The organism is Streptomyces sp. CB09001 (assembly GCF_003369795.1).
Taxonomy (GTDB): domain Bacteria; phylum Actinomycetota; class Actinomycetes; order Streptomycetales; family Streptomycetaceae; genus Streptomyces.
In genome coordinates this window covers 466,340-479,043 of the sequence record NZ_CP026730.1, presented here as the reverse complement: position 1 = coordinate 479,043, position 12,704 = coordinate 466,340, and the positions used below count along the sequence as shown (strand labels likewise).

Here is a 12,704-nt window from a genome sequence, read left to right as displayed (position 1 = left end):
ATGCACGCGCAGCAGGCTGAACGGCGCTGGGATCCGGCGCCGTCCGTTCTGGTGACCGTCAAGCACCCGACAGATCATGAGGAGACAGTGATGCCGTTGCTCAGCCCCGGAGACCCGTTCCCGGCCCTCACCCTGCACCTGACGGGCGGTGGGGCGGTCACCCTGCCGGACGCGTTCGGAGACGGCTACGGCGTCGTGCTGTTCTATCGCGGATCCTGGTGCCCGTACTGCAACGCCCAGTTGCGCGCCTTCCAGCGGGCCGATCAGCGCCTGGCGGAGGCCGGCGTCAAGGTCGTCGCACTCTCCGTCGACGGCGAGGCGACGACAGCGGAACTGATCACGAAGCTGGGTCTGACCTTTCCGGTCGGCCACAGCGCCGACGCGGGGGCGATCTCGGCCGCGACCGGAGCATTCGTGAACAGCGGACCCACCTACCTGCAGTCGACCGGGTTCGTGCTCGACCCCTCTGGAAACGTCGTCGTCAGTGTCTATTCCAGCGGAGCCGTCGGACGACTCGTGCCGGACGACGTCCTCGGCCTGGTCCGCTACTTGGGCGAACACGCGGAGTGACAACAAGGTAAGGAGTCCGCGGCCGAGGAAGCCAATCAGGTGAACCTCGTAGGCAGGGAGTCTCGTAGGCAGGGAGTGCGGCATGGCAACGGAAAATGAGAAAGCAGTGCTGGCCGGCGGCTGCTTCTGGGGGGTGCAGGAACTGTTCCGATCGCTCCCGGGAGTTGTGGCGACGCGTGTCGGTTACACCGGGGGCGAGGTCGTGAATCCGACCTACCGGAGCCACGGGAACCACGCCGAAGGGATCGAGATCACCTACGACCCGTCCCAAACGACCTATCGCGGTCTTCTGGAGTTCTTCTTCCAGGTCCACGACCCCACCACGCCGAACCGACAGGGGAACGACGTCGGCCTCAGCTACAGGTCTGCCATCTTCTACCTCAACGACCAGCAGCGCCGCGTCGCCGAGGCGACGATCGCCGACGTCGAGGCATCCGGGCTGTGGCCCGGCAAGGTGGTCACCGAAGTGGTGCCCGCCGGAACCTTCTGGATCGCAGAACCCGAGCATCAGGACTATCTTCAGCGTTACCCGAACGGCTACACGTGCCACTTCGTTCGGGAGAGCTGGAAGCTGCCCCAGGCGCCACCGGAGGTTGCCGGCCGGCCGGGTGGGATCGCCGCCGACCCCACGGCCCGAAGGTTTGGATGAGCAGAGATGTCTGGTCCGTCAGATCGCGAGCATCGTGTGCGGGTCGACGATGCCCGCATCGAGACCGAACGGCTCGTGCTGCGGCGGTGGTCGACAAACGATGCTGCCGGGGATGTCGCCGTGTACGGCGAAGACGAGGTCGCCCGATGGCTGGCCCCGGCCATGGAGACGGTGCCCGACAGCGATGCCATGGCGAGAGTGCTCGGCCGGTGGATCGAGGAATGCTCGCGCCTCGAACCCCCCGCGGGTCGTTGGGCCATCGAGCTCTCGGAGACCGGCCGGCTCGTCGGCGGGGCCGCGATCCTGCCACTGCCACCCGACGGTGTCGACCTGGAGATCGGCTGGCAGCTTGCGAGACCCTTCTGGGGCCGGGGCCTGGCAACCGAAGCGGGCCACGGCGTGGCCCACTACGCCTTCACGGCCGGGGTGGACGAGGTCTTCGCCGTGGTGCGCCCCCGCAACACGCGTGGAATCGCGACGGCCCGGCGCGTGGGCATGGAATGGGTGGGCGAGACGGACAAGTACTACGGGCTCACCTTGCAGGTCTATCGGCTGCGAGAGGGGGACCTGGACGTCCCGCCCCTGCCCGGGCGCCGCTCACTCGCAGAGGGCGCGTGACAGGACGCGGTCGGTCGGGCACCAAGCGAGCGGTGGGACCGCTGGGCGGGGCGACCCTCCGGCCTGACCCGTCGACGCCGCGGCCCCCGACCGTTTCCCCGACGCGCTCACGCCCTCTTCGAGCTCCCTGGTAAGACGCCGTGGTCCGGTGTCGCTACTACTGATGAACCGAGAATGCCGCTCAGGCACGAACTGATCGTAGTGAGGTGCGGGATGAAAGCGATCGTGGTGACGGATCAGGCCGCGGGAGCGGCCGGAATGACCCTGGCCGACCGGCCCGAGCCGGAGGCCGCGGGAAACGACGTGCTCGTTGAGGTCTACGCGTCGGGATACACCCCCGGCGAGCTGACGTGGCCCGGTACCTGGACCGATCGGCTGGGCCGGGACCGCACACCGTCGATTCCCGGCCACGAGGTGGCCGGCGTCGTCAGCGCCCTTGGCTACGGCACCAGGGGGCTGTCGGTGGGACAGCGGGTGTTCGGTCTCACGGACTGGACACGCGACGGCACCCTGGCGGAGTATGCGGCCGTCGAAGCCCGCAACCTCGCGCCGCTGCCGGGCGATGTCGACTTCACGGTGGGTGCGAGCCTGCCGATCTCCGGCCTGACCGCGTGGCAGGGGCTGTTCGTGCACGGCCGTTTCCAGGTCGGGCAGACCGTTCTGGTGCACGGCGCGGCCGGTGGTGTCGGCTCGGTGGTCACGCAGCTCGCCCACGAGGCCGGCGCCCACGTCATCGGAACGGGGCGCGCCGCCGACCGCCAGAACGCCCTGGACTTCGGCGCCCACGAGTTCCTCGACCTGGACAACGAAGCGCTTGAAGACGCCGGCGGAGTGGATCTGGTGTTCGACGTGATCGGCGGGGACATCGGGAAGACGTCGGCAGGTCTGGTCCGAGCGGGAGGGATGCTGGTGAGCATCGCAGGTCCGCCCGAGGCCCAGCCCAAGGACGGTCTGGCGGTCGACTTCGTCGTCGAGGCAGACCGCGCACAGTTGGCCGAGGTCGTCCGGCGGGTCCGGGAAGGCCGGCTGCGGACGAACATCGGCCAGGTCGCGGACCTTGACGACGCGGTTGCCGCCTTCAACCCGGCGGAGCGGGTCAAGGGGAAGACGGTCATCCGTGTCCGCCGGTAGGAAGGCGGCACGCACGGCGACGTTCGACTCGGGGCCGAAGAATTGTCCGGCGAACGGACGGGGGCGGCGACCCGAGCTGTGTCAACGGGAGAGGTATGCACATGAAGGCAATCGTGGTGACCGACCGGACCGCGGGGACCGCGGGGATGAGGTTGGCCGAACGCCCCGCGCCGGACGCGGCGAAACTCGCCGGCTTGGAGGGCGCGAACTACGGCGATGTCGTCGTCGAGGTGCATGCGTCGGGATTCACCGGCAACGAGCTGGAGTGGCCCTCCACCTGGTTCGACCGCCTCGGTCGTGAGCGGACGCCGTCCATCCCCGGCCACGAAGTGGCCGGTGTGGTCACTTCTCTCAGCTATGGAGCTGCCGGCTTGTCGGTGGGGCAGCGGGTGTTCGGGCTCACCGACTGGACCCGCGACGGCACCCTGGCGGAGTACGTCGTCGTCGAAGCGCGCAACCTCGCGCCGCTGCCGGGCGACATCGCCTTCACGGCGGGCGCGGGCGTGGCGATGGCCGGCCTGACGGCCTGGCAGGGACTGTTCGAGCACGGCCACCTCCGCACGGGCCAGAGCGTCCTCGTTCACGGAGCGGCCGGCGCGGTCGGTTCCGTGGCGACACAGCTGGCACGTGACGGCGGCGCCTACGTCATCGGCACCGGACGCGCCGGCCACCGTCGTGCGGCGACCGACTTCGGCGCGCACGAGTTCGTCGACCTGGAGCGCGACGCGCTGGAGGACCTTGGTGGGGTGGATCTGGTCCTCGACGTCTTCGGGGGTGACATCGGGAGGCGGTCCGCCGCACTGGTCCGAGCCGGAGGAACACTGGTGAGCGTCGTCGGCAGGCCCGAGGCACGACCGGCGGCCGGCCGGGTCGTCGACTTCGTCGTCGTACCCGATCGCACACAACTGCGGGAGATCGCCCAGCGGGTACGGGACGGGCGGCTGCGGCCGCACATCGGCCGAGTGGCGACCCTCGACGATGCCGTCGACGCCTTCAACTCACCCCAGCGGATCAGCGGCAAGACGGTCATCGACGTTCGTCCGTGAGTACCGACGCGGGGTCGGTGCCGAGGCGCCCAAGTAGCCGCTCCATGCAGATCCGGCCCACTTCCCACAACGAGACGGCGGTCACCGACAACGGCCCGCGGAGCCTCGCCCTCGTGCTCGCCGTCGCGTTCACCGTGCCACGGTTGCGAGGACGTCGTTGCCCAGTCGCCGGCCCAACGCCGACTGTCCGCACGGCTTCGCCATGAACCTCACCGACGGCATCTTCCGCTGCCGCTTCCACCGCTCGTACGAGAAGCCGGAGCCGCTCACTCCGGTCGAGGTGTACGAGATCGAGGTCGCCGCCCCCGACACGGCGAACCGCTTCGCCCGCGTAGCCGGGGCAGAGGTGCTCTGTTGCGCCCTGCGGCTGCCCGGCAGGGCGACGCCCCCTCCAGGCAGCCGAGTCGCGGCTCTAGAAGAACCCAAGCTTCTTCGGGCTGTACGACACAAGAAGGTTCTTGGTCTGCTGGTAGTGCTCCAGCATCATCTTGTGGTTCTCCCGGCCGATGCCCGACTGCTTGTATCCGCCGAAGGCGGCGTGCGCGGGGTACGCGTGGTAGCAGTTCGTCCACACACGTCCCGCCTGGATGGCGCGGCCCGCGCGGTAGGCGGTGTTCATGTCGCGGGTCCACACCCCGGCGCCGAGGCCGTAAAGGGTGTCGTTGGCGGTCTTGATGGCGTCGTCGAAATCGTCGAAGGACGTGACCGACACGACCGGGCCGAAGATCTCCTCCTGGAAGATCCGCATGCGGTTGTGGCCCTCGAAGATCGTCGGTTGGACGTAGTAGCCCCCCTTCAACTCGCCGTCGTGCTCGATCCGCTCACCACCGGTGAGTACCTTCGCGCCCTCCTGGCGGCCGATGTCCAGGTAGGAGAGGATCTTCTCCAACTGGTCGTTGGAGGCCTGCGCGCCGATCATCGTGTCGGTGTCCAGGGGATGGCCGGGCTTGATCAGCTCGGTTCGGGCGACGGCCGCCTCCATGAACTCGGCGTAGCTGCCCCGTTGGACGAGCGCCCGGGACGGGCAGGTGCAGACCTCGCCCTGGTTGAGCGCGAACATCGTGAAGCCCTCGAGCGCCTTGTCGCGGAAGTCGTCGTCCCGCGCCCATACGTCGTCGAAGAAGATGTTCGGCGACTTGCCGCCCAGCTCCAGCGTCACCGGTTTGATGTTCTCCGAGGCGTACTGCATGATCAGCCGCCCGGTGGTGGTCTCGCCGGTGAACGCCACCTTCGCCACCCGGGGGCTCGACGCGAGCGGCTTGCCCGCCTCCACGCCGAAGCCGTTGACGACGTTCAGAACCCCCGGCGGCAGCAGATCCGCGACCAGACTGAGCCAGTAGTGGATCGAGGCCGGGGTCTGCTCCGCGGGCTTCAGTACGACCGCGTTTCCGGCGGCGAGGGCGGGTGCGAGCTTCCAGGTCGCCATCAGGATCGGGAAGTTCCACGGGATGATCTGCGCGACGACACCCAGTGGCTCGTGGAAGTGGTACGCCACGGTGTCGTCGTCGATCTCGCCGAGCGAGCCCTCCTGGGCGCGGACCGCGCCCGCGAAGTAGCGGAAGTGGTCGATGGCGAGGGGGATGTCGGCCGCCAGTGTCTCGCGCACCGGCTTGCCGTTCTCCCAGCTCTCGGCGACCGCCAGGCGCTCCAGGTTCGCCTCCATGCGGTCGGCGATCTTCAGCAGGATGTCGGAGCGCTCGGTCACCGAGGTACGGCCCCAGCCCGGAGCGGCCTCGTGGGCGGCGTCGAGCGCCCGCTCCACGTCGTCCGCCGTGCCGCGCGCGATCTCGGTGAACGGCAGGCCGTTCACCGGAGACGGGTTCTCGAAGTACTGCCCGCGCGCCGGTGGCACGTACTCGCCGCCGATGAAGTGGTCGTAGCGCGACTGATAGGAGACGATCGCGCCCTCGGTGCCGGGCGCCGCGTAACGGGTCATCCTGTCTGCCTCCCTCATCGAGCGCTGTCCGCCGTTGGACAGCTCTGCGCGCGAGGCTAGGAAGCGGGACGTTGCACAGACGTTGCGCGCGTCGCGGTCGGCGCCCGGTCGTCCGGCGCCCGGCGGAGGGTGCTCACCACGCGTGGGGCGCGGCCAGCTCGGACTCCAGCGCCGCGAGCCGGGAGCTCGTCGCCGCCGTGGGCCGCACCGCCGCGAGTGCGCGCCACACGTCGAGATCGTCCTCCCCCCAGGGCGCGTGTGCCCAGTCGGCCAGCAGGTCGGGGTCACCGCAGGCGATCAGCGCCGCGCGCAGACCGTCGGCGAGCCGGCGCCTGAACCGTCCGACCGCCGGCGCCTGGGAGCCGGGCAGCAGTGGACCCGCGTACGCCGACGCGGCCGCCGTGATCGCACCGGCCCGCAGCCGCCGTTCGACGACGAAGGCGTCGGACTCGACGGGCATCGTGAGCCGGTACGGCCGGGAAGCCAGCCGGCCGGGACCCAGGATGCCGCGCAGCCGGGCCAGCTCGGCCCTCAGCGTCACCGGCGGCACCGTCTCGTCCTCGTACAGAGCGCACAGCAACTCGTCGCCCGTCAGACCCTCCGGATGGTGGGCCAGCAGCACGACGATCTCGCTGTGCCGCCGGCTCAGCCGTACCCGGCGACCGTCCGCGCTCAGCAGGGCCTCGTCACGGCCCAGCGCGGTCAGCTCGGCCGTCTCAGGACCGGACCGCTCCGGAGCGAGCAGCGCCAGCTGGGACTCCGCGGCCCGTGCCACCGCCTGTACGAAGCCCAGGCTGTGCGGATGCGCCAGTCCGTCCCCGCCGGTGATGTCCACGGCGCCGAGCACCCGCCCGGTGCGGGGATCGTGCACCGGAGCGGCGGCGCAGGTCCAGGGCTGGACCCGGCGTATGAAGTGCTCGGCCGCGAAGACCTGCACCGGACGGCCGACGGCCACCGCCGTGCCCGGCGCGTTCGTCCCGACGGCCGACTCCGACCAGCGGGCCCCGGGCACGAAGTTCATCCGCCCCGCCCGGCGCCGGGTGGCCGGATGCCCCTCGACCCACAGCAGCCTGCCGTGCGCGTCGCACACCGCGAGCAGATGCTCGCCGTCCGCGGCGAACGTGCCCAGCAGCTCACGGACCAGCGGCATCACCCGCGACAGCGGGTGTTCGGCCCGGTAGGCGCCGAGGTCGCCGTCCATCAGCTCCACGCTCGCGGTGCCGTCCGGGCCGACACCCGCCCGGACCGACCGCCGCCACGAGTCCGCGACCACGGCCCGCACGGGCCGCGGCACCGTCCCCGCCTCGGTGAAGGTCGCGTGGGCCCGGCGCAGTGCCCGCGCGCGCTCGACGGGGTCGGCCCCCGGTTCCAGAGCCAGCCATGCATCAGTCAACTCGGCCTCCCCGGACGGTGTGGCGGTGTGGGACATCGTGACTCCGCGGGTACGCGTGGACAACCACTTCGACCGGCCGGACACCCGAATGTGGCGTTCCGAGTGGACCGGTGGCGAGGCCGGGCGACGGTCCGGCGACGGCCCGGCGAGGGGTCAGGCGAAGTTGACCAGTCTGATGTAGCGGGTCCAGTCCCAGAACGGCCCCGGATCCGTGTGGTCGCTGCCGGGAACCTCGTGGTGCGCGATGATGTGCGTGCGGTCCTTGGGGATGCCGTAGGCGGTGCAGACCGCCGCGGTGAGCCGGGCCGACTGCTCGTACATGGCGTTGGTGAAGTACTCGGGCCGGTCGACCCACCCCTCGTGTTCGATCCCGATGCTGCGGGTGTTGTAGTCCCAGTTGCCCGCGTGCCAGGCGATGTCCGTCTCGCGGACACACTGCGCCACGTGGCCGTCGGAGGACCGGACGACGTAGTGGGCGGACACCTGCCTCGCGGGATCGCGGAAGATGGACAGGGTGTCCGCGTACGTCTCCTGCGTGACGTGGACGACCACGAAGTCGACGGGGTAGGCCGTGGGGCGGCTCGACCGGCTGTAGTTCGACGTGCTCGCCGGCAGCCACTCGGCGGAGGGGTAGTCGACGGCACGGGCCTGTGCGGCGGCCCGTGTACCGGAGAGCAGGGTGTAGGGGACGGTGGCCAGCGCGGCGCCCTTCAGGATCCGCCGCCTGGTCGGAACGGGTGCTGTCCTCTCCCTGTCCATGGGATTGCCCTTTCGTCGGTGGGCCCTGGGCCCGGTGGGGGGTGGGTGCTCAGCCGTCCGGCATGACGAAGCGACATGTCCGAGCGGCACGACAGAGCGACATGACTGCGGAGCGGAACGCCGACGCGGACGTCCGACCGCCCCGGGGGCTAGGTGCGTCCGCGTGAATCACCGTACGGGGAGCGGGGGTTGCGCAGTAGAGCGCCGCGCCGTTCCGTGGACAGCCACCGCCTTGTGGACACCGCGCTCACTCGATCGAGTGAACAGGAGTGATGGGTCAGCCTCCCGGTGAACCCTCCGACGGGCGAGTGTCAGGCCCGCTCCGCCACCGCGCCCGGGTCGTCCAGGACCGCCCGGACCACGGAGTGCGCGGCGCCGAGCAGCGGCCCCTGCGGACCCAGCTCGGACACCGCGACCGGGCAGGCGGGGCCCGCCGTGCGCCGGGCCAGTTCGTCCCGCAACGACGGCAGCAGCCAGGGGGCGAGTCCGGCCAGGGCGCCGCCCAGCACCACGCCTTCGGGGTCGAGCAGGTTCACCGCACCGGTCAGGGCGATGCCGAGTGCCGTGCCCGCTTCACGCAGGGCACGCCGTACGTCCTCGTCACCCTCCGCCGCCCGTCCGGCGAGCAGCCCGACACGGTCTTCCCCGGGCTCCACGCCCGCCGCGCGCAGGACCGCCTTCTCACCGGCATACTGTTCCAGGCACCCGCGCCCGCCGCAGGCGCACCCGGGTCCGTCGGGATGGACCGGCACATGCCCGAGCTCACCGGCGAACCCGCGGGTGCCGCGCAGCAGCCGGCCGTCGAACACCACGGCCGCACCGATGCCGATCTCGGCCGAGACGTGCAGGAAGTCCCGGGGGGTGCCGTCGCCGAGCCACAGTTCGGCGAGCGCGCCGAAATTGGCCTCGTTGTCCACGGCCAGCGGCAGATCCGCCGGCAGCAGGGCGCCGAGGTCCGCGTCGTGCCAGTCCAGGTTCGGTGCGCGCACGACCGTCCGGCCGTCGCGGGCAACCAGACCGGGCACGGCCACCGCGAGCCCGGCCGGCCACAGTCCCTCGGTCTCCGCCTCCGAGACCACCTGCCGCACCAGACCGGCGAGCTGCTCCAGCACCGGCTCCGGCGAACGGCTCCGGTTGCTGCCGTACCGCACGGCACGCGCGCGTACCCGGCCGCGGAGGTCCACCGCGCAGACCGCGAGATGGTCGACGCCGACCTCCGCCCCGATGCCGGCCGGACCCTGTCCGCTGACGGCGAGTGCGGACCCGGGACGGCCCACGCGGCCGGGGCGTTCGGGGCCCAGTTCCTCCAGCAGGCCCGAGCGGATGAGCTCGTCCACGAGGGTCGACACCGCGGCCCGCGTCAGCCCGATCCGCGAGGCCACGGCGGCCCGGGACAGGGGACCCTCGGCGCTGACGGTGTGCATCACCCGCGCCAGATTGCGGCGGCGCATCCCCTGCTGGGTGTCCGGCAGAGCGCGCCCGGGGCGGGCCGGCTGGGCGTCGTGCGGCGGTGCGGTCATGCCTCCGTCAATCCTCGGTCTGTCGTCGGTCCGGTCTCGGCCGGTCGCCACGGGTCGCGGTCGGGCCACCTGCGGACCGTCCGGCGCGGAGGCGACGGGGGAGGAGCCCCCTCGTCACGTCCCGGTCTGCCGGGCGCCCCGTCCGCGGCGGCTCCGCGGGGAACAGAGCGCGGACCGTCCGTCGTTGGCCTCACCCGTGCGGGCGCGCCCTCAGCGGGAGGCCGCGTCCCTTTCCAGCAGCGGTGCCGCGTCGGAGAGTACCCCGGTGATCCGGTTCAGCGTCGCCTCGTCCCGTTCCACGGCGTCGAGCACCGGCCCGGCGGCCGTGTTCCAGCGTCGGGCGACCGCGGCCGCGTCCTCACCGGTCAGCAGACCGGCCGCCTGCGCCGCGGCACCGAGCGCGACCAGCTCCCTGGCCTCCGGGATCTGGACCGGGCGCCCCGACAGCCGCCGTACCGTCTGCTGCCAGGCCGTCCCCCGGGCACCGCCCCCGATCAGCAGCAGGGGAGCGGACGGGTCCGCGTCGGCGTCGAGGACGAGGTCGAGCGCGCCGAGCAGCGAGTGGACGGCACCGTCGTAAGCGGCCTGGAGCAGCTGTCCGGCGGTCGTGTCGTGGCGCAGCCCGTACAGGAGGCCGGAGGAGTGCGGGAGGTTCGGTGTGCGCTCGCCGTCGAGGAAGGGCAGCAGCGTGACGTCGGCGCCCGGCTCGACGGCTTCCCGGTCCAGGCCCAGCAGGGACGCGACGCGGTCCACGGCGAGCGTGCAGTTGAGGGTGCAGGCCAGCGGCAGCCAGTCGCCGCGCGCGTCGGCGAAGCCCGCCACGGTGCCGGTCGGGTCGGCGGACCGGCGCTGCGACACGGCGTACGCCGTCCCGGACGTGCCGAGGCTCATCACCGGGACGCCGGGGCGCAGCCCGAGACCCAGCGCGGCGGCCGCGTTGTCGCCGGTGCCGGCGGCGACCAGGGTGCCCTTCGAGAACGGCAGGCCGTGGTCGGCGCGTACGGTACCGGCCACCTCACCGGGCCGGACCACCCGGGGCAGCAACGCCGGATCGAGCCCCACGCGCGCGAGGATCTCCTCGTCGTAGGCCTCCGTGCCCGACGCCCACCAGCCGGTCCCGGACACGTCGCCGCGGTCGGTCGTCCCCTCGCCGGTGAGGCGCTCGGTGAGGTAGTCGTGGGGGAGCCGTACGGCCTTCACCGCGCGGGCCGCCTCCGGCTCGTGCTCGGCCAGCCAGGCCCACTTGGTGACCGTGAAGGAGGCGCTGGGCACGCTCCCCGTGCGCTCCGCCCAGGCCTTGGCCCCGCCCAGCTCGTCGATCAGGCGGCGGGCCTGCGGAGCGGAGCGTACGTCGTTCCAGAGCAGGGCGGGGCGCACCGGCTCGCCCTGGGCGTCCAGCGTGACCAGACCGTGCTGCTGCCCGCCGATGGACACCGCGGCGGCCTCGCGGGCGGCCTCGCCGCACTGGCTCAGGGCCTCGCCGAGCGCGTCCCACCACTGGCGGGGATCGCTCTCGCGGCCGGCGCCGGAGGACACGGTGTGGGGCGCCTGGCCGCTCGCGACGACCTGGCCGGTGGCCGCGTCGACGACCAGTGCCTTGGTGGACTGGGTGGACGTGTCCACGCCGACGACGAGCGGACCCTCGGCTGCTGACATCGGGCTTCTCCCTCTTCCGCGGGTCCTGTGACCCGGACTCCATTCCTTCGGGGACACCTTGTCCCTTCCCAGGACCGTGTGTGCATACTAATTTGTAAAGCGCCATGACGAAATAGTCGGCAGCGATTGATCGGCATTGAGTGAGGAGCCGCGGAATGAACTACCAGCCCACTCCCGAGGACAGGTTCACGTTCGGTTTGTGGACGGTCGGCTGGCAGGGCCGTGACCCGTTCGGCGACGCCACCAGGCAGGCCCTGGACCCCGCCGAGTCGGTACGGCGGCTGTCCGAGCTGGGTGCGTACGGCGTCACGTTCCACGACGACGACCTGATCCCCTTCGGGTCGAGCGACACGGAGCGGGAGTCGCACATCAAGCGGTTCCGGCAGGCGCTGGACGCGACCGGCATGAAGGTGCCGATGGCGACGACGAACCTGTTCACACACCCGGTGTTCAAGGACGGCGCCTTCACGGCGAACGACCGGGACGTACGGCGGTACGCCCTGCGCAAGACGATCCGCAACATCGACCTCGCGGTCGAGCTGGGCGCGAGCGTCTACGTGGCCTGGGGCGGCCGCGAGGGCGCGGAGTCGGGTGCGGCCAAGGACGTGCGGGACGCGCTCGACCGCATGAAGGAGGCCTTCGACCTGCTGGGCGAGTACGTCACCGAGCAGGGCTACGACCTGAAGTTCGCGATCGAGCCCAAGCCGAACGAGCCGCGCGGTGACATCCTGCTCCCGACGGTGGGGCACGCCCTGGCGTTCATCGAGCGTCTCGAGCGGCCGGAGCTGTACGGCGTGAACCCGGAGGTCGGCCACGAGCAGATGGCCGGTCTGAACTTCCCCCACGGGATCGCACAGGCGCTGTGGGCGGGCAAGCTCTTCCACATCGACCTCAATGGCCAGTCGGGCATCAAGTACGACCAGGACCTGCGGTTCGGGGCGGGCGACCTGCGGGCCGCGTTCTGGCTCGTCGACCTGCTGGAGCGGGCCGGGTACGCGGGGCCGCGGCACTTCGACTTCAAGCCGCCGCGGACCGAGGACCTCGACGGCGTGTGGGCGTCGGCCGCCGGCTGCATGCGCAACTACCTGATCCTCAAGGACCGGGCGGCGGCATTCCGCGCGGACCCGCAGGTGCAGGAGGCGCTGGCCGCTGCCCGGCTGGACGAACTGGCCCGCCCGACCGCCGAGGACGGTCTCGCCGCCCTGCTGGCCGACCGGAGCGCCTACGACACCTTCGACGTGGACGCGGCCGCCGAGCGCGGCATGGCCTTCGAGCACCTCGACCAGCTCGCCATGGACCACCTCCTCGGCGCCCGCTGACCGGTCCGGCACCCGTGAGAATGCTCCGGCCCCGTCCATCGAGGACGGGGCCGGAGCTCGTGCGGGGTGTCACCCCCCCGGAATCCAGGCGCGTCGGACGGGTCAGG

Annotated in this window: 11 protein-coding genes and 1 pseudogene; 7 read left to right on the top strand and 5 right to left on the bottom strand. The window is 71.5% G+C overall.

Features of this window, described 5'->3' with window-relative positions; genetic code table 11:
- From C4J65_RS02365 to C4J65_RS37010, 6 genes and pseudogenes are all read left to right on the top strand, one after another.
- Positions 1–570 (top strand): peroxiredoxin family protein, encoded by a 570-nt coding sequence (locus C4J65_RS02365; RefSeq protein WP_240330362.1) that lies wholly within the window; start codon positions 1–3, stop codon positions 568–570.
- Between the two features lie 82 nt (positions 571–652).
- Positions 653–1,219 carry a peptide-methionine (S)-S-oxide reductase MsrA gene (gene msrA / locus C4J65_RS02360; protein WP_115740854.1) on the top strand — a complete coding sequence of 189 codons (567 nt, stop codon included), beginning with the start codon at positions 653–655 and terminating at the stop codon, positions 1,217–1,219.
- 6 nt (positions 1,220–1,225) lie between these two features.
- Complete coding sequence (locus C4J65_RS02355) at positions 1,226–1,837, top strand: GNAT family N-acetyltransferase (protein WP_115740853.1); 612 nt, start codon at positions 1,226–1,228, stop codon at positions 1,835–1,837.
- 213 nt (positions 1,838–2,050) lie between these two features.
- Complete coding sequence (locus tag C4J65_RS02350) at positions 2,051–2,968, top strand: NADP-dependent oxidoreductase (protein WP_115740852.1); 918 nt, start codon at positions 2,051–2,053, stop codon at positions 2,966–2,968.
- 101 nt (positions 2,969–3,069) lie between these two features.
- Positions 3,070–4,014, top strand: a complete 945-nt coding sequence (locus tag C4J65_RS02345) for an NADP-dependent oxidoreductase (protein ID WP_115746261.1) — start codon at positions 3,070–3,072, stop codon at positions 4,012–4,014.
- Between the two features lie 157 nt (positions 4,015–4,171).
- Positions 4,172–4,330: pseudogene (locus C4J65_RS37010) on the top strand (CocE/NonD family hydrolase C-terminal non-catalytic domain-containing protein); the annotation flags it as partial.
- A gap of 96 nt (positions 4,331–4,426) precedes the next feature.
- On the opposite strand, the gene adh reads toward C4J65_RS37010, so the two are convergent.
- The 5 genes from adh to xylB form a co-directional block, all read right to left on the bottom strand.
- Positions 4,427–5,950, bottom strand: a complete 1,524-nt coding sequence (adh, locus tag C4J65_RS02335) for an aldehyde dehydrogenase (protein WP_115740851.1) — start codon at positions 5,948–5,950, stop codon at positions 4,427–4,429.
- Between the two features lie 133 nt (positions 5,951–6,083).
- On the bottom strand, positions 6,084–7,343 hold the full coding sequence (locus C4J65_RS02330; RefSeq protein WP_115746260.1) for a GAF domain-containing protein: 1,260 nt from the start codon (positions 7,341–7,343) through the stop codon (positions 6,084–6,086).
- A 153-nt stretch (positions 7,344–7,496) separates the two neighbouring features.
- Complete coding sequence (locus tag C4J65_RS02325) at positions 7,497–8,102, bottom strand: N-acetylmuramoyl-L-alanine amidase (protein ID WP_115740850.1); 606 nt, start codon at positions 8,100–8,102, stop codon at positions 7,497–7,499.
- A gap of 311 nt (positions 8,103–8,413) precedes the next feature.
- Positions 8,414–9,622 (bottom strand): ROK family transcriptional regulator, encoded by a 1,209-nt coding sequence (locus tag C4J65_RS02320; RefSeq protein WP_115740849.1) that lies wholly within the window; start codon positions 9,620–9,622, stop codon positions 8,414–8,416.
- Positions 9,623–9,832: 210 nt separating this feature from the next.
- Complete coding sequence (gene xylB / locus C4J65_RS02315; RefSeq protein WP_115740848.1) at positions 9,833–11,278, bottom strand: xylulokinase; 1,446 nt, start codon at positions 11,276–11,278, stop codon at positions 9,833–9,835.
- Positions 11,279–11,433: 155 nt separating this feature from the next.
- Here xylB and xylA point away from each other — a divergent pair, with 155 nt between their 5' ends.
- Complete coding sequence (xylA, locus tag C4J65_RS02310; RefSeq protein ID WP_115740847.1) at positions 11,434–12,597, top strand: xylose isomerase; 1,164 nt, start codon at positions 11,434–11,436, stop codon at positions 12,595–12,597.
- Positions 12,598–12,704: the final 107 nt, after the last annotated feature.